Consider the following 18,272-nt stretch of genomic DNA (forward strand, 5'->3'; position numbering starts at 1 on the left):
CGCATTTTATGTCCAGGCCGGATGGGATAAGTAGCGGATACCCGCAAGGCTGACATCCGCTACCATGAGTTAAAGATCAAAGCTGTAGTAGATATCCAGTGACTGGCCCAGAGTGCCGGATACGCTTTCCAGGTAGAGCTGCGACAACAGATAGTAGCGTACCGTCATTTCATAACCCGGATTGAATACACCGACACCATATTTGATCATCAAATCTTTGCCAATATAGCCGCTGATGGCGACTTTACCATCATCATTGGTATCCAACTGCACATTGGAGAAGCCAAACATCTCTACCAGGCCGGCCGCCGTGTCGCCCAGGCTGGAAATGGCGCCACCATCGACCTGGGAGCTCAGCGACAGCGCTGCGCCCATCATCAGTGAGTTGTTCTGCTCATTGCCGGAGCCAAAACCTTTACCCTGGACAATATAGGAGAGGATTTCGGCCTGCTCCTTGGCGGGGGTGGAAAACAGGGTCACTATCGGTTTGTTGGGAGTGCCTGTAATACGTACCCCGGCGGTGACATCTTCATCGCGGATCTCCCGAATAGCCTCGATATTGAGGTTGGGGATTTGCATAGGCCCAACAAACTGCACCGCACCTGTGGCAATTTTCAGCGTCTGCCCCATGAATTTATAGCTGCCGTTAACTACCTTGATATCACCAAAGAGTTGCGGCGGCTTCTGCGGCGATTGCTGCATCCGTAAGGTACCCACCAACATCCCTTTGAGACCCATACCATCGATAGCCAGCTTATCACCGACATCAATATTCAGATCGGCGCTCAAAGCCATGGGGGATGCCTTGGCCTCCTGCTCGGAAATAGAGTCGCTGAATACCACATCGGATGATACGCTCACCCCTCCGGCCGGCAGTTGCACCACCTTGATATTGCCGGAGGGCACCTTGACCTCACCCTTGATATCGAGCGCGTCCGGGCTGAAATGCAGTTGAATATCCGGGCTGACATTGACAATTGCCAGTGGTGGTTGAATGACACCGAGTTCTTGTCCCTTGAGCTGGATATCACCGCTGAATTGTCCTTCAGGCCAGCGCAGTTGACCGCTGAGGTTCGCCTGGCCGCTGCCCATCATCCACTGGCCCTGGAGCTCGGCGGTTTGGCCGGCAAAGGCCATATCCAGTGATATCTGCTCCAGTCTAGTGGGGTTGACTGTACTGGCCAGGGCTCCATCGCGTAGGTTAAGTTGACCACTGAGCTCTGGGTTGTTGAGGCTGCCAGCCAACTTCAAGTTGGCGCCGAGTAAACCCTCAATGGTTTCAAGTTGTGGCATGAACTGGCCAAGCAGTTGTAGATTGATTTTTTCAATATTGACGTAACCACTGAGGCTGCGATCCGGAGTGACCTTGATATCCAGCTGGCTTTCCCAGCGGGCGAGAGCATCGGAATTGAACAGAATATGGCTTCTCAGCGCATCATCATCCAGGGTGGCGTTGAGTTTCAACGCCTGATAGTCAACGCTGGCACTGGCTTGCTGTTTGCGTTTAAGGCTGACTTTCCCGGGAGCCAACTGGAAGTCGAGCTTACCCTGCGGACGCGCGCCGGGTTTCCAGGCGATGGCGGCATCCATCAAGGCATCACCCTGCCAGCTGAACTGCTCGGGTAACAGCTTGGCGAGCAGTTGCCCGGGTTGCCCCTGATAATGCAACTTGGCTTCCCCCTTGTCACTGAGGCTGACATTATCGGTCAGGCAGAGTCTGCTGGATGGGTGACTCAAACAAAAGCCACTGAGTTCACCACGGTTCTGCTTGAGATCCCAGTTCAGTGACACTGTTTGTTCAAGCTGCCAAAGCCCCAGAACGGATCCCAAGTTGAATTTGCTGAGTTCCACCTTGGCCTTTTGTTTGGCGAGATCCAGCTTGCTGTGGATGGCAGTATCCAGCTGCAGATCGCCCTCGGTTTCCAGCCCCAGTTTCTGTTGCTGTTCATTACCCTTGGCTCTGAGAGTGATGCCATCGAGATGAATACCTGCGCCGTCAAATTCACTTGTCTTCAGCGATAGGGCAAACTCATGCAGATCCAGCGGTGCATAGAGCGCCTTGAGTTGACTGCCGCTGAGTTTGAGATCGCCAAATCTGATACTCTGGGTATTGGCCTTGAGCTGTACCTGCGGGTGTTTGGCATCGCCCACCACCTGGATATCGGCCGTCAAAGCACCGAAAGCGTCGGGATGCCAGAGATTGAAATCGGGCACGTCCAGCGTGGCACTGAGATCCCATTGCTCTTTGGCGCTGCCGGAAAAGTCCAGGCGGGTATTGAGCGCCCGCAGCGATAATCCCTGGCTGCTGAGCTCAAGCGAATCATCTATATCCAGATCGCCTGTCAGTTCAAAGGGTAGGCGGTCCAATGAGCCCTGAAGTTGGGTCTGCTTCAGACTCACTCGCCACTTGCTATCCTGCCAGCGACCACTGCTGGCCAGCTGTCCGCTGATATCGCTGGACGGGATCACCGGCGTATCTTCCGCCAGACTTTCTTCAGATTTGCCCTCGTCAGCTTGGCTTTGTGCACTTGTTGCCTCGTTGTCACTCTTACGCTTGTTGTGGGCAACTTGGCTATTTGGGTCTTTTTCCTTAACAGCTTCTTCGGTAGAAGGCAGGGTTATTGCGCCGCTGTTGAAGTGTGAAAGCGCAAGATTTGCATCCCAGGCGATGCCATCGGCGTAATCCAGCGTACCCTGGAGTACAAGTTTACCGGCGCTGCTGTCACTGCTGAACTCTTCAATCTTGAGTCTTTGGCCTTGATGCGCCAGGCGGGTATTGAGGCTGAGCTCAGGGTAGAAGGGAGTGCTTATCTGAGCGACCACACTGGCGGCCTGTTGCTTGAGGCTGCCGCGGCTTTCCAACGCCAGTCCGCTGACACTGTACTGAGCCAGATCAAAGGGCCAATGCAGTTCCCCTTCTGAGATGTTTACTGAATAGGGCAGTTCAGGGTTGGCGAGATTGACGCTGGCATTGAGTGCCAGGCTCTGCTCGCCACTGAGTTTGGCCTTGAGCTGCAAGTCGCTGAAATCTCCTTTGAGGGCGAGATCCAGCTGTTGCTGCTCGAGTCCCGGTAGTTCAGGTAAACGCTGTAACTCCAGTTGTACCGTCAGTGCCATGGGCCAATGTTTATCCAGAGTCAGTTCACCTTCCAGCGACAGACTGGCATCTGTGTGTTTGGCATAAAACTCGTTGACCCGCAGCTCAGCGCCGATGTAGCTGGCGCTGAGACGCAGTTCCTCAAACCTATCATCCCGCCCCATGATCTGCAGGCGTGAGTCCTTTAGCTCGGCATGCTTTAAATAGATGGGGAAGGGCATGGCAACGTTTGGCATCTGCGCCAGCGCCCATTCATCAGTCTCACTCTTTGGTGCCGCTTTTTGTTGCTTGGCCACTGCGGCTGATTTGTCTTTGTCTGTCGCTTGCGCTTCTGCCGCATTAGCCTCAGGGATCAGCACGCTGAGTCCGCGACTTTCAAGCTGGATGATCTGCAAACCACTTTCCTGCCAATTGGCTGCTGTATTCAATGCCGCAGCATCAAAATGCATCTCATCGACCCGCACTTGAATATCCGTGATGCTTGCTTGTTTCAGGCTGATGCCAAAGGGCAGTACCAGTTCTCCCGAACTTGTCGCTTCTTCCTCTGTGGCTGAATCTGAGGCGAAGGCCTTGGTGTCTATGTCGACCTGGGTTGTTGTCAACTCCAGGGCGTCGACACATAACTGCTTTTGCAAAAGGCAGGCAGGCTGCCAGGCAAGGGTAACGGCATCTGCAGCGACACTGATGCCGTCCATCTGCCAGTGTACCTGTTTGAGTTGCAGCTCCCGGTTCAGGGTGCCGGAAGCATATTCCAGTTCAAGATCCGGCACCAGAGCACTGGCAAGAAATACCGCTAAATGGCTCCCGGGTGCCGTGCCCAGCAAGAGTGCCAACAGCACCAGCAAGCCGAGCGGGATATACAAAAGAGTGCGGGTGAACCATCTCAAGGACTTGAGCCACAGGGGGCGCGTCTTTTTCGCCACTTGCTTGCTGCTTGGGTTGGGTTCCTGTGGCATTGGGGCTTGGCTCATAATTCTGTCCCCATGGTCAGGTGAATACGCCAGGGCCTGTCTTCGGCATCGGATTCGTGCAGGCCAAAGCCCACATCCAGTTTGATGGGGCCTATGGGGGATATCCAATGAATACCACCGCCCACGGAAACCACAGGTTCAAATTGACTGACATCAAAGGCGTTACCTGCGTCGACAAAGGTACCCAGCCGCCAGCTTGGGGTCAGGTAGTATTGATACTCCAGGCTACCGACCGCCAGATAGCGGCCACCGACCACCTCCCGTGAAAGACCACCCTGATCATTGGTGTAATCCAAGTGAGGCCCAAGTTCCTGATAGCTGTAACCACGAATACTCTGATCGCCACCGGCGAAGTAGCGCAGCGACGGCGGGATCAAGGCCAGATCGCCTTCGGCCGCCAGGTTGACCCCGAGATCGAGACGGGAAACAAATCTGTGCTTTTCAAAGAAAGTCTCAATCCATTTGAATTTGGCCTGCATCCGAGTCAGGCGGATCTCTGAACCCAGTGAAGGATCGGCATATTCAATACTGTAAAGTTGCCGGAAACCCGACTTGGGATCCAGGCTGTTATCGCCGCGTATGGTCTTGGACAGCGTGGTACCAAACAGCAAAAATCCAGGATCATAATCAATATCCGACTGGGTGTAGCTTTCCTGAATCGCTTCCAGCGAGTAGCTCAGTAGCCAACCGTTATGCAGGCGTTTGCTGCGGCCAACCCCGAGAAGCTTCTTGGTCGATTCCAACTGACCTGTATTGCTAAAGTCCCTGTCCTCAGGAACATAGTCCTGAGTTACGCCGTATTTGTCCCTCAGCAGACCGACGCGGATCTTGAGCTGATCATCCAAAGGATGAGTCAGGGGAATAGTATAGGTAGAGAGGAATTTGGGTCTGTCTCTCGACCACTCTATGCTGGTCTCCTGGGAATGGCCGTAACTGTTGATCTGCGGGGTGCGCCAGGTCACCCGGACCCTGGGATCCAGGCTGCTGTCTGTGCTGGACCCGATGTCGGCACCCAGACCCAGCTCTATGGAGTGATCCGGTCTTGGGGTCAACTCGACCCGTACCGGGATGCTGTCTTCTGTCAACTTGTCGATTTGGGGCAACACCTTGATATTGGCAAAATAGCCGGTATCCAGCAGCTCCTGATTGAGCCGCGTGAGCTTGCGGGTACTGTAGGGCGCGCCGGGTTTGAATGGCAACAAGTCATCGAGCAACTGCGGCTGCAGACTGTGGCCTTCAAAGCTAACTTCACCAAATTGGTAACGCTTGCCCGAGTCAAAAAACAGGTTGAACTGTGCCAGATTGAGGTCGCGATTAACGCGGATCTCTGATTTTTGATAATGGCCATCAAAATAGCCCCGGGCCAGCGCCAGCGAAATAAGCTGCGACTTTATCTGTTCATAATCGCCGTGGTTGAGGGGATCGCCGGGTTTGACCTTGACCTGACTGAGCCAGCGGTTGATCCAGGGGTCGTTGAGTACTTCGCCTTCGAGGCGGATATCGACCCACTGCAGACGGGTAACTTCTCCCGGAGTGATAGTGAGCTTGAGCTCCCACGGCCCTTGTTTGCTTTCCTTGAGCTCTTGTTCCAACTTGCCATGGTAATAACCCATGGATTCCAGCGCGGCCTCAACGCTGTCGCTGACATTAAATAGATAGGCACGGCGCTGCACCTTGGACTCCGGAAAGTTGCCCAAGTGTGCGCGGATATTTTTCTCAAGCTCGCCCGAAACCCCTTCAATGCGGAGATTAAGCAGAGGATCATCGGCGGCCACTACCTGGGGGCTTGCCAGCATGATCGACGCAAAACTCAGGATATACGCGGGAAAGCGACTGTATTTGGTCAAGGAAATCAGAACTTTTGCTTAGCGTAACATTGCTGCTATTGTCGCCTCTGATCTTGGCTCAGGCAAGTAACAGATTGCCATCCAGGCATAAAATGGTTACAAAGGCAGCAGTCGTTAATATGGAAGCAATACAATGAAAACAAAAATAAAAACTCTTGCCCTGAGCCTTGGACTCCTGTTACCCGGGTTGCTGCCGGCCTGGGCGGCCGAGGCTCCTTTTGCGATTGCCATTCATGGCGGCGCCGGTACTATTTCCAAGGCGGCCTTGACTGAAGAGCAGCAAAAAGCCTACCGCGACAAGCTGACTGAAGCCGTCAATGCCGGTTATAAGGTGCTGGATAAGGGCGGCGCCAGCATGGAGGCGGTGCAGGCTGCCATTAGAGTGCTGGAAGACAGTCCCTTGTTTAATGCCGGAGTCGGCGCAGTGTATACCTTTGATGGTGCTCATGAACTGGATGCCTCCATTATGGACGGCAAGAGCATGAATGCCGGTGCAGTGGCCGGGGTTAAACATATACGTCATCCAATCGATCTCGCCAGAGCCGTGATGGACAAGTCAGAGCACGTGATGCTCTCGGGGGCGGGCGCCGAAGAGTTCGCCCTGACGTTGGGAATGGAGCTGGTGCCCGGCAATCGCTTTGACAGCGAAGCGCGCTATCAGCAGCTTCTTGATGCCAAGGCCAAAATCAACGCCGCCGAAGCCAATAAAGACTTTCAGGCGCGTCTTAGTCCTCTGGATCTTGATTACAAGTTCGGTACCGTTGGCGCAGTGGCATTGGATAAGCAGGGCAACCTGGCAGCCGGGACCTCGACCGGCGGTATGACAGCCAAACGTTATGGCCGCATCGGTGATTCACCTGTAATAGGTGCCGGCACTTATGCCGAGAACGGTGTCTGCGCCGTTTCGGCGACCGGCCACGGTGAGTACTTTATCCGTTTCCATGTGGCCGGCGATATCTGCGCCAGGGCCAAGTATCAGCAAAAATCGATTTTGCAGGCTGCCGATGAAGTGATCAATCAGCGGCTGATCTCAGCCGGCGGCAGTGGCGGGGTGATCGCCATTGACCAAAGAGGCAATGTGGCAACACCGTTCAACACCGAAGGTATGTACCGAGCCTGGCGCAAGAGCAATCAAGCGGCGGAAGTGATGATCTGGCGGGATAACTAAAATTTTGGATTGAGGCAATCGCTGCTGCCTTGAACCCCAAGGGCAAAATATTGGCTACACTGAACAATGAAGCCGTTTTGAACTTGGGGAAAGCTATGGATTCGATAAAAATACGTGATCATATGGACCGTCAGCCTGTGTTGCTGAAGGCGGATATGTCGATAGCCACTGCGGTGGAAAAACTGCTTGAGGCCAATAAGGGTGGGGCGCCCGTGGTGGATGCAGCAGGAAGCCTGGTGGGCTTTTTGTCACAGCAAGATTGTATGGCTGCCATGCTCAAGAGCAGTTATCACTGCGATTTGACCGCCGTGGTGCGCGACTGCATGCGCGCCGATGTCCTTTGGGTCAGGCCGGATGACAGCATATTGCAGCTGGCCGAGCAGATGCTGGGGCAGAAGCCGAAAATATACCCTGTGGTGGAAGATGGCCGGGTGGTGGGCACCATCAACCGTACCAATGTGCTCAAGGCCATGAATATCTATATGCAGCAGTGTTATTTGACTCCGGCCTGACAACAACGCTTGATTTGACTGAAATTTGGGCGTTATCAGTCAGTAAGCATACCCAAGACGGCGTATCCTTGTTAGGATCGCCGTTTTTGATCCCAATGGACACAGGTTTTGAACGCTAAGCTGCACCCACTCTCCCGCGAATATCTGGATCTCTGCTTTCAGGCCGATGCGGCGCGCATTCGCCGCAGCTTGTTTCGCTTGAAAAAAAGCCCCGACTCAGAAGCCAAACAGCAAAAACTCGCCGAGCTCAGTGAGGCCGCGGTGCAGGCTTATGAAAGGGCGCAGCAAAGGCTGGCAGACAGACCTGTCATCGAGTATCCGAATGAGCTGCCGGTGTCACAAAAGCGCGATGAAATCGCCTCGGCCATCATTAATCATCAGGTGGTGATAGTGGCCGGTGAGACCGGCTCGGGCAAGACCACTCAGCTGCCTAAAATCTGTCTCGATTTGGGGCTTGGCAGCCGTGGTCTGATTGGTCACACTCAGCCCAGACGGCTGGCGGCCCGCAGTGTGGCCAGCCGGGTTGCCGATGAACTCAAGACAGAGCTGGGTCAGGCGGTGGGTTTTAAGGTTCGTTTCGCCGATGCGGTTTCCCAGGACTCCTATATCAAGTTGATGACAGACGGTATCCTGCTGGCGGAACTGGCATCGGATAAATGGCTCAGTCAGTATGATTGCCTCATCATAGACGAAGCCCATGAACGCAGTCTCAACATCGACTTTATTCTGGGTTATCTGAAGCAAATTTTGCAAAAGCGCCCGGATCTCAAGTTGATCATCACCTCGGCCACCATAGATGTGGAGCGCTTTTCCAGGCACTTTGACAATGCGCCCGTGGTGGAAGTGTCCGGCCGCACCTATCCGGTGGAAACCCGCTATCGCCCCCTGTTGCAGGATGACGACGCCGATTTGGATTTGATGGACGGCATCTTTGCCGCCGTCGATGAACTCTGTCGTGAAGGCCCGGGGGACATTCTGATTTTCATGAATGGCGAGCGCGAAATCCGCGATACCGCTGAGCAGCTGAAAAAGCGTAACCTGCGCGATACCGAGATCTTACCGCTTTATGCCCGTTTGTCATACGGCGAGCAGTCCAAGGTATTCAAGCCGCATCCAGGGCGGCGCATTGTATTGGCCACCAACGTGGCCGAAACCTCGCTGACTGTGCCCGGGATCCGCTATGTTATCGACCCAGGTACCGCCAGGATAAGCCGCTACAGCTATCGTACCAAGGTGCAGCGTTTGCCGATTGAGCCCATCTCCCAGGCCAGTGCCAATCAACGCCAGGGACGTTGCGGCCGGGTTGGACCGGGGATCTGTATTCGCCTCTATGACGAACAGGACTTTATCAATCGGCCGGAGTTTACCGATCCTGAAATTCTGCGCACCAACCTGGCATCCGTGATCCTGCAGATGCTGGCCATAGGCCTGGGTGACATTGAGGGCTTCCCCTTCATTCAGCCACCGGATCCGCGCCATATCCGCGACGGTTTCTTGCTGCTCGAAGAGTTGCAGGCGGTGAGCAAGCACAAAGGGGCGCTGAAACTGACCCCGCTCGGGCGCGATCTGGCGAAGATCCCGGTCGATCCCCGCTTGGCCCGCATGGTGCTTGAGGCCAATAAGCTTGGCTGTCTGCATGAGGTGATGGTGATTGTTGCCGGGTTATCGATTCAGGATCCCCGCGAGCGGCCACATGAGAAGAAACAGGCCGCCGATGAGGCCCATCGCCGTTTTGCCGACAAAGACTCCGACTTTGTTGCCTGGCTCAATCTGTGGCAGTACCTCAAAGAGCAACAGAAGAGCCTGTCATCCAGCCAGTTCCGCAAGCAGGTGAAGGCCGAGTATCTGGCCTATTTGCGTATTCGCGAATGGCAGGATCTCTATGCCCAGCTGCGTCAGAGTGTGCACGACCTTAAGTGGCGCCTCAACAGTCAGGCCGCCGAATATGAGCCGCTGCACCAGGCGCTGCTTTCGGGGCTGCTGAGCCATATCGGCTTCAAGGATAAAGACAACGAGTATCTGGGGGCCCGCAACCGGCGCTTCTTTGTGTTTCCCGGCTCGCCGCTGGCCAAGAAGGGCCCCAAGTGGATTATGGCGGCCGAGCTTACCGAAACATCACGCCTGTTCGCCCGTACCTGCGCCCGTATCGATCCTGTATGGCTCGAGTCTCTGGCGGCGCATCTGGTCAAGAAGCAGCACAACGAGCCCCATTTCGAAGCCAAACAGGGCAGTGTGATCGCCCTGGAAAATCAGGTGCTCTATGGCCTCACCATAGTCAACCGCCGCCGGGTACAGTTTGGCCCGCTGGAGCCGGTTAAGGCTCGGGAAATCTTTATTCGCTCGGCTCTGGCCGAGGGTGAGCTGCGCTGCAATGAAGCCTTCTTCAAGGCCAACCAGGCGTTGCTCGAAGAGGTGGAAGATCTCGAACATAAGTCGCGGCGGCGCGACATTCTGGTGGATACAGACGCCTTGTTCGCCTTCTACGATGAACGCATTCCACAAGGGATATACAACCAGCCCAAATTCAACACCTGGTGGAAACAGGCCAGGAGAGAGACCCCTGAGCTGCTCAATTTCAGCCGCGAACTCTTGATGCAAAGGGATGACACCCATGTATCAGCATTGGACTTCCCCGACAGCTGGCAGCAGGGCAATCTCAGCCTCAAGCTGAGTTACCATTTTGAACCGGCGGCCGAGGATGACGGCGTCTCTGTGCTTATTCCGGTGGCGCTGCTCAATCAGTTGGATGAAACCGATTTTGACTGGCAGGTACCGGGGCTCAGGGAGGAGAAGTGTGTTGCCCTGATCAAGTCCTTGCCCAAACCGCTGCGGCGCAATTTTGTGCCGGCGCCGGATTATGCCCGCGCCTGTGTGCAGGCGATGGAACCTTTTGACCAGCCTTTGTTGCCCTCCCTGTGCAAACAGCTGCTGAGAATGAGTGGCACCCGTGTCAATCCGGAGGATTTCGATCTCAACGCCATTGCCGACCATCTGAAGATGAACTTCAAGGTGGAAGACGATAAGGGCAAGCTCTTGGCCCAGAGCCGGGATCTCGACAGCCTCAAGGCATCATTGCAGGGGCAGGTAAACCAGGCGATACGCAAGGTTGCCGACAAGGGCATAGAGCAAAACGCCCTGACCGAATGGAGCTTTGGCGACCTGCCGAAGGAATATCAAAGCCGCAAAGGCAGCTATGAGGTGAAGGCGTTCCCCGCCTTGGTGGATGCCGGTGATACAGTTTCTATCAAATTATTTGATGACGAACAGCAGGCGCTTTCCCACCACAGACAAGGGCTGAGAAAGCTGCTGCTTATCAATATTCCATCGCCGGTGAAACATCTACAGCAGGCCTTGCCCAACAAGGCCAAACTGGCGATGTATTTCAATCCATTCGGCCAGGTACAGATACTGATAGATGACATTATTGCCGCGGCAATTCAGCAGCTTTTGGATGAGCAGCAGTTGGATGTCCGCAGTGCCGATGACTTTGCCAAAGCCAAGGAGATTGTCAGGGCCGAGCTCAATGAAACCGCAGCGGCCATCGCCCTTAAGGTGGAGCAGATTTTGACCTTGCACCAGAAGATCCGTAAGCGTCTCAAGGGCAAAATTAGCCTGGATATCGCCTTTGCCATGAGTGATATTCAAAGCCAATTGGACGCTCTGGTGTTCAAGGGATTTGTTGAAGCTTCCGGTTGGCGCCGCCTTGGGGATCTGATCCGCTATCTCAAGGCGATTGAGCTGCGCCTGGACAAACTGCCGGTGGATCCCAACCGTGACCGTTTGCACCTGCACAGCATTCACAACGCCGAGATAGAGTTCAAGGCCGCGCTTGCCAAGGTGCCGCGTAGCCAGGCGGTACCGGAGGCGCTGGCCGAGGTGCGCTGGATGCTGGAAGAGTACAGGGTCAGCTGTTTTGCCCAGAGTCTGGGCACTGCTTATCCGATATCGGAAAAGCGCATCCTCAACCAGTTGCAGCAGTTTTAACTGAAAATCCAGCTGACAGCCGCGTTTGGCTCCTAAAGTGGACGCGATAAAAAAACAGGCGGGCCCAGAGCACACAGTGCCTGCTGGTGCCCGCCTGGTAAACGGCCATATTTCCTACCGCGGCTATTGTCGAACGCCGCTTATTCCCAATCAAATTTGCATGTTTTGATTAAGGCTTGGCTCTCATTCCGGCTATTGTTCACCTTGCCGCTCAATAGCCGAAGTTTGCAGCCTTGGGCCAATGTTTTTTCACTTCAGTCTTGATAAAGGCCTGCTTCTCCTCGGTCAGTTTCTCCAGCTCCACGCCTATGGCTGCCTGCGCCTTGGCCTTGGTGCTGTAGTCCGGATAATCGACTCGGGTTACGCCAAGGTCGGCATTCAGCTTGCTCAATATCTCTCTGGCAGCGCGGATCTGCTCTAAGCCCTTGTTCAGCAGGGCTTCACCCTCTTTGGCGTTGTGGGCGTGAATACCGTGGGAGGACATGGCAAAGTCCCAGCGCCACTGCGCATGGCGTATCCCCATAATGGCCTCTCCTATCTGTTGCCATTGGGCACCGGCCTTCCAGGCGGCACCGGCTTCATAGTGGGCCTTGATAAGCAGTTCCTGTAACTGTTGCGCCTTGGTCTCCAGTAGCGCCTTGTTGTCGGCAATCAGTTGGGTAATGTGTTGCTGACTCTGGTGACAACTGCTGCAATTGGCCGCTTCAAAGTCCGGCAGATGGTTGGTTATCTTGTGGTTGGTGAAAGATTTGCCGTCGGCGCTGGTTTCCTGGGTCATATGACAGGTGACACAACTGATTCCAGCCTCGGCGTGGACGCTGCGGTTCCAGTGCTCAAACTCGGGATGGCGCGCCTTCACCAGCGGCGTTCTCGATATCGGGTGTACCCACTCGAAAAACTGCCGGGCATCATAGTACTTTTCTATCTCATCGGCGCTGTTGCCGAAGATCCAAGGGATATTGACCTTGTCCTGGCGCTCAGGCTGGAAGTAGTAAGTGACATGGCACTGGCCGCAAACCTGTGATTGCTGCATAGACTGATTTTGTTCGCCAAAGGGTTTGTGCACTTTGGCCATGGCATCCTGGGCATGAGGTCTTGGCAGTGTCAGTTCAGCTGAGCCTTGGGTATGGCAATCGGAGCAGTACACAGGATTTTGGATTTCCGGACCCAGCTCGGCAAAGCTCTTGGCAGAGAAGCCTTCTACACCCAGCTCTTTCATCAGCCTGGGCGCATCCGGCGTTTTGCAGGTCCAACAGCTGGCCGATAGGCCTGTTTCACCAGCCTTGGGGCTAACACCACTGCGTAGACTGTGACTGACATCGGCGACGGCAAAGTGGTGCCCTCTGGGGCTATGGTACTCCTTGGCATAAGCCGAGCCGGCCCAGAGGATCACGCTGGCGGGGTTTTTCTCAAGCATATCTTCCCGCTGCATCTCCTCTGAGGTTTGCGCCCAGGTCTGATATTGCAGGCTCGATGTTTTATCTGCTGCGACAACGGAAAATGACAGACTCAAACCGAGCACTAAGGGCAGTGTAGTAGGGTGGGTAAAGGGGTTCACGACTGGCTCTCCTTGGTTGGGACGACGCACAAACAGGCGTTTGAAATTTGGTCCCTGAAATCAAAAAAGATATAACTAAAATGCATGATAATGCTAAGGAGCTCTGTCTGTAGTTGCAACCGCAAGATATTGTTTTTACTGAATTCTGTGACCTGAAACAGGATTCAGTTTCTCCTTATATAGCCGTTTTATCGCTTTAAAGCCCGCCCAGCCTGGACACTACTCCCTAAGGGATATTTTGCTTATTTCGTTGGTTTTTTAACCGTTAGTTATTGGCGAAATAGCCACTTCTTTGCTGTATTTCATGTGAGCCTGAATAGCTAAAAGCGGAAAATATCGAAATTACAATCGATTGAGGCGGTTGAAATAAGTGATATCCGTCTTTTACCGGCTATTTATATGATCCAGATCAACGGCATCAGGTGTTTACCAACTTGGGGGTATACAGTTTGTTAACACTTTGGCTTTATGATCAAAACCGAAAACAAGTTGCATTTAAAAGGCGGCTTTAATCTGCCGGGCTTGGCGGCCGTTGCCCTGGAATAGCACAGCAGCAAGCCATCTTCATTGCACCTAGGGAGGAGCCATGAGCGAGACACCGAGTACTGATGAAAAACGTCTGGAACTGAAGATATTTATCTTCCTGACGGTTTTTTTGGCGCCGCTGTTGTCGGTTTTGCTGGTCAGCGGTTTGGGCTTTGCCATCTGGTTTAGCCAAATTTTAACCGGTCCACCGGGAGCCGGTTAACGCCAGCATAACGAGAGTCCTTAAAACAGGGGAACGAGATGAGTAGGGAATTGCATGTCAGCAGCCTGATCCTTCAGGTGATGCCACCCAAGATGGCCGGCGTTCGTCAGCAAATTCTGTCATTCGGCAATGCCGAGTTGTCGGTTAACGATGAAAGCAAGCTGGTTGTGGTGCTGGAAGGCCCGACCGAACAGGCGATCCTCGCCACCATGGACAAGATCAATGCCCTCAAGGGCGTGATCTCCACCGCTATGGTGTATCACCAGTGTGAACAGCTCGAAGAGGAAGAGCAATGAAAATGAACAGACGCGAATTCATGAAGGCCAATGCCGCCATGGCGGCAGCCGGGGTCGCCGGATTGGCTTTACCTGCCACCGCCAGCAACCTGATCACCAGTTCAGAACACACCCAGTTAGATTGGAACAAGGCGCCGTGCCGCTTTTGCGGTACTGGCTGCTCTGTGATGGTGGCCACCCGCGAAGGCCGGGTCGTGGCGACCCATGGCGATGCCAACAGTGAGGTCAACCGCGGCCTCAACTGCATTAAAGGCTACTTCCTGTCGAAGATCATGTATGGCCATGACAGGCTGCAGACTCCCATGCTGCGGATGACAGACGGCAAATACGACAAGCATGGTGAATTTACCCCTATCAGTTGGGATCAGGCCTTTGACATCATGGCCGAGAAGTGGAAGCACACCATCAAGACCAAAGGGCCGACGGCGGTAGGCATGTTTGGTTCAGGTCAGTGGACGGTTTGGGAAGGTTATGCCGCTTCCAAGCTGATGAAGGCGGGTTTCGGCTCCAACAATATCGATCCTAACGCCCGTCACTGTATGGCCTCGGCCGTGGGCGGCTTTATGCGTACCTTTGGCATGGATGAGCCCATGGGCTGCTACAACGATATTGAAGCTGCCGACGCCTTTGTGCTTTGGGGCTCCAACATGGCCGAGATGCACCCAATCCTCTGGAGCCGGGTCACAGACAGACGCCTCAGCGCGCCCCATGTAAAAGTCTCTGTGATGTCCACCTTCGAGCACAGAAGCTTTGATTTGGCCGACTTGCCGATTGTCTTCACGCCGCAAACCGATCTGGCCATTCTCAACTATGTCGCCAACTACATCATCAGTAATGACAAGGTTAATTGGGACTTCGTCAACAAGCATGTGAACTTCCGCAGAGGTACAACCGATATCGGCTATGGCCTGCGGCCCTCACATCCGTTGCAGCAAAAAGCCAAGAACGTGGCCACCGCCGGTGAATCCACCCCGATGGACTTCGATCAGTTCAAGGCGTTTGTCGCCGATTACAGCCTGGAGAAGGTCAGCAAGCTCTCGGGCGTACCCGAACATAAATTGCTGGAGCTGGCGAAACTCTACGCCGATCCCGAGGTGAAGGTGACCTCCTTCTGGACCATGGGCTTTAACCAGCATACCCGCGGGGTTTGGTGTAACAACCTTATCTACAATATCCATTTGCTGACCGGCAAAATAGCCACCCCGGGCAACAGTCCGTTTTCACTCACAGGTCAACCTTCAGCCTGCGGTACTGCGCGGGAAGTGGGCACCTTCTCCCATCGCTTGCCGGCGGATCTGGTGGTGAATAATCCAGAGCACCGCAAGATTGCCGAGACCATCTGGAAAATCCCTTCCGGGATTATTCCGCCCAAGCCAGGCTACCACGCAGTAGAGCAGAACCGGCGCCTGAAAGATGGCGATCTCAACTGCTACTGGGTGCAGGTGAATAACAATATGCAGGCCGGCCCCAATATCAACGAAGAAGGCTTGCCCGGATACCGTAACCCGGAAAACTTTATTGTGGTGTCCGATGCTTACCCAACGGTTACCACCCAGGCCGCGGATCTCATTTTGCCCACTGCCATGTGGGTGGAGAAAGAGGGCGCCTATGGTAACGCCGAGCGCCGCACCCAGTTCTGGCACCAGTTGGTGACAGCGCCCGGACAGTCGCGCTCTGATCTCTGGCAGTTGCTGGAGTTCTCCAAGCGCTTTACCACAGACGAAGTCTGGTCCGAGGCTGTGTTGGCGGCCAATCCTGAATACAAGGGCAAGACCTTGTATGAAGTGCTGTACCAGAACGGCAATGTTGACAAGTTTCCTCTCAGTGAAAGCGATAACAAGTACCTGAACGACGAGGCCAAGCACTTTGGTTTCTATATACAAAAGGGGCTTTTTGAAGAATACGCCACCTTTGGCCGTGGTCACGGTCACGACTTGGCTCCCTTTGAAATGTACCACCAGGCCCATGGTTTGCGCTGGCCTGTGGTTGACGGCAAAGAAACCCTCTGGCGCTACCGTGAGGGCTCGGATCCCTACGTTAAACCCGGCAAGGGCTTTGAGTTTTATGGCAAAAAAGACGGCAAGGCGGTTATCTTCGCGCTGCCATACGAGCCGGCGGCAGAATCCCCGGATGCAGAATATGATCTCTGGCTCTCTACCGGGCGGGTGCTGGAACATTGGCACTCAGGCTCCATGACCCAGAGGGTACCCGAGCTCTATCGCGCCTTCCCGGATGCCGTGTGCTTTATGCATCCGGATGATGCCAAAAAACGCGGCCTGCGCCGAGGTGATGAGGTCAAGGTAGTGTCCCGCCGCGGCGAGATACTGACCCGGGTGGAAACCCGCGGTCGCAACAAGCCGCCGGTGGGTTTGGTGTTTGTCCCCTGGTTCGATGCCAGTCAGTTGATCAACAAGGTGACTCTGGATGCCACAGATCCGCTGTCCAAGCAGACTGATTTCAAGAAGTGTGCCGTGAAAGTGATGAAGGCCTGAGGAGGATAAGAAGATGAAATCGAATCATACCCTGTTGGCCTTTGCTGCACTGCTGACCACTTTGACTGTCAATGCCGCCGGTATTCCCGAGGATAAGGTGGCGACTTTGCGTCAGGCGCCGCTCAATAGCCAGCCGACACCGCCTGTGATGCAGAAGGTGAGAAATACGGACATCAAACAGACCCGTAACTACCCGATGCAACCGCCGGTTATACCGCACAAGATAGACGGCTACCAGCTGGATCTTAAGGTCAACAAGTGCATGTCCTGTCATGCCCGCAGTCGCACCGGCGAATCGCAGGCACCTATGGTGAGCGTGACTCACTATATGGACAGAGACAACAACTTCCTGGCCGAGCTGTCACCCAGACGTTATTTCTGTACCCAGTGCCATGTGCCGCAACTGGACGCCAGATTGATGGTGGAGAATGACTTTGTCGATATGGATCACTTGCTCAAGTCCGGGGCTGAGAACCCATCCAGCCATTAGGAGTCGCTATGTTTGAGAAACTGAAACAGATATGGCGGGTGCTGAACCGGCCCAGTGTTCACTTCAGTCTGGGTTTTCTGACCCTGGGAGGCTTTGTCGCCGGGATCATCTTCTGGGGTGGTTTCAACACTGCCCTGGAAGCCACCAACCAGGAGGCCTTTTGTATCGGTTGCCATGAAATGGAGAACAACGTCTATCAGGAGCTGAAGACCACCATACATTTCACTAACCGCAGCGGGGTGCGGGCGACCTGTCCGGACTGCCACGTTCCCCATAATTGGACCGACAAAATAGCCCGTAAGATGCAGGCTTCCAAGGAGGTTTGGGGCAAGGTGTTCGGCACCATCAATACCCGGGAGAAGTTCGAGTCCAAGCGGCGTGAACTGGCCGAGCATGAGTGGGCCAGACTCAAGGCCAACGACTCGCTGGAGTGTCGAAACTGCCATAACTTCCAGTACATGGACTTCACCCGTCAGTCACAGCGGGCGGCCAATATGCACTCCACCTCGCTGGCAAGCGGAGAGAAGACCTGTATCGACTGCCACAAGGGGATAGCCCACCACCTGCCGGATATGCAGGGAGTGGAAGGCTTCTGAGCCCAAAACTTTGGGCAGAGCCTATTGCTTCATGGAAAAAGCGCGCTGGATCCTTCCGGCGCGCTTTTTTATCTGTTAAATCGCCAGTCAAAAACCATGATTAAGCAACGCCTTATTGGCCGCTCTCTTGTTGCCGACTCAGGAGTTTAAGCTCCACTTGATTGCCGTCCGGATCGTAAATATAGATAGAGCGGCTGTATCCCCGGGCGCCATATTTTTCCGAAAAGCCTTCGTGGTGCACGCCGTGTTGCTCCAGGTGTTGCAACACTGAGGCTTCATCCTTGGCGGCAATATTGAGGCAGAAGTGCGCCATATTGAGGCCTGCGGGTTGATCGCTTCTTGGCACAAGATCGATAAGGGCGCTGCCGAATCTCAGTTGCAGCAGGCAAGGGGAGTCGAGCCGCCGCTCGGGATGAGCCCCCAGTACTTGGGTATAGAATGCTTGGCTGGTTTCCAGACTGCTGCAGATCAACACCAGATGATCTATATCTATCGCACTGAACATAAGCTCTC

The 18,272-nt window shown here is 54.4% G+C and carries 12 protein-coding genes; 8 read left to right on the forward strand and 4 right to left on the reverse strand.

The features are described 5' to 3' along the window. Positions 1-69: 69 nt before the first annotated feature. On the reverse strand, positions 70-4,068 hold the full coding sequence (locus tag ACF8D4_RS02090; protein ID WP_144133546.1) for a translocation/assembly module TamB domain-containing protein: 3,999 nt from the start codon (positions 4,066-4,068) through the stop codon (positions 70-72). After that, positions 4,065-5,864: an autotransporter assembly complex family protein gene (locus ACF8D4_RS02095; RefSeq protein ID WP_037467326.1), complete on the reverse strand. Its 1,800-nt coding sequence runs from the start codon at positions 5,862-5,864 to the stop codon at positions 4,065-4,067. Before ACF8D4_RS02095 ends, ACF8D4_RS02090 begins: the two co-directional genes overlap by 4 nt. A 184-nt stretch (positions 5,865-6,048) precedes the next feature. Here ACF8D4_RS02095 and ACF8D4_RS02100 point away from each other — a divergent pair, with 184 nt between their 5' ends. The 3 genes from ACF8D4_RS02100 (at position 6,049) to hrpA (ending at position 11,579) form a co-directional block, all read left to right on the forward strand. Beyond that, complete coding sequence (locus tag ACF8D4_RS02100; protein WP_071237610.1) at positions 6,049-7,083, forward strand: isoaspartyl peptidase/L-asparaginase family protein; 1,035 nt, start codon at positions 6,049-6,051, stop codon at positions 7,081-7,083. 95 nt (positions 7,084-7,178) lie between these two features. Then, positions 7,179-7,595, forward strand: a complete 417-nt coding sequence (locus ACF8D4_RS02105; protein WP_028779284.1) for a CBS domain-containing protein — start codon at positions 7,179-7,181, stop codon at positions 7,593-7,595. A gap of 108 nt (positions 7,596-7,703) precedes the next feature. Then, entirely contained in the window at positions 7,704-11,579 is a 3,876-nt protein-coding gene (hrpA, locus tag ACF8D4_RS02110) for an ATP-dependent RNA helicase HrpA (protein ID WP_392468249.1), read from the forward strand. A 211-nt stretch (positions 11,580-11,790) separates the two neighbouring features. On the opposite strand, the gene ACF8D4_RS02115 is transcribed toward hrpA, so the two are convergent. Beyond that, complete coding sequence (locus ACF8D4_RS02115) at positions 11,791-13,101, reverse strand: ammonia-forming cytochrome c nitrite reductase subunit c552 (RefSeq protein WP_226564080.1); 1,311 nt, start codon at positions 13,099-13,101, stop codon at positions 11,791-11,793. Between the two features lie 622 nt (positions 13,102-13,723). Between ACF8D4_RS02115 and ACF8D4_RS02120 the strand changes: the two genes are divergently transcribed. The 5 genes from ACF8D4_RS02120 to ACF8D4_RS02140 are packed head-to-tail and all read left to right on the forward strand — an operon-like array spanning position 13,724 to position 17,759. Continuing rightward, positions 13,724-13,885 carry a nitrate reductase gene (locus ACF8D4_RS02120; RefSeq protein WP_025009643.1) on the forward strand — a complete coding sequence of 54 codons (162 nt, stop codon included), beginning with the start codon at positions 13,724-13,726 and terminating at the stop codon, positions 13,883-13,885. Between the two features lie 38 nt (positions 13,886-13,923). Continuing rightward, positions 13,924-14,181 carry a chaperone NapD gene (locus ACF8D4_RS02125; protein WP_044734405.1) on the forward strand — a complete coding sequence of 86 codons (258 nt, stop codon included), beginning with the start codon at positions 13,924-13,926 and terminating at the stop codon, positions 14,179-14,181. A gap of 2 nt (positions 14,182-14,183) precedes the next feature. Further along, positions 14,184-16,673, forward strand: a complete 2,490-nt coding sequence (gene napA, locus ACF8D4_RS02130; RefSeq protein ID WP_109248021.1) for a nitrate reductase catalytic subunit NapA — start codon at positions 14,184-14,186, stop codon at positions 16,671-16,673. A 13-nt stretch (positions 16,674-16,686) separates the two neighbouring features. Then, positions 16,687-17,163 (forward strand): nitrate reductase cytochrome c-type subunit, encoded by a 477-nt coding sequence (locus ACF8D4_RS02135; RefSeq protein ID WP_093983005.1) that lies wholly within the window; start codon positions 16,687-16,689, stop codon positions 17,161-17,163. 8 nt (positions 17,164-17,171) lie between these two features. Continuing rightward, positions 17,172-17,759, forward strand: coding sequence for a cytochrome c3 family protein (locus ACF8D4_RS02140; RefSeq protein ID WP_025009645.1), 588 nt, complete (start codon positions 17,172-17,174; stop codon positions 17,757-17,759). A gap of 112 nt (positions 17,760-17,871) precedes the next feature. Here the strand turns inward: ACF8D4_RS02140 and ACF8D4_RS02145 are convergent, their stop codons facing one another. Further along, positions 17,872-18,264: a VOC family protein gene (locus tag ACF8D4_RS02145; protein ID WP_234519892.1), complete on the reverse strand. Its 393-nt coding sequence runs from the start codon at positions 18,262-18,264 to the stop codon at positions 17,872-17,874. Between the last annotated feature and the right edge of the window lie 8 nt (positions 18,265-18,272).

Origin of the sequence: Shewanella sp. YQ_9, from assembly GCF_043103185.1 — a bacterium.
GTDB classification, from domain to species: domain Bacteria; phylum Pseudomonadota; class Gammaproteobacteria; order Enterobacterales; family Shewanellaceae; genus Shewanella; species Shewanella algae.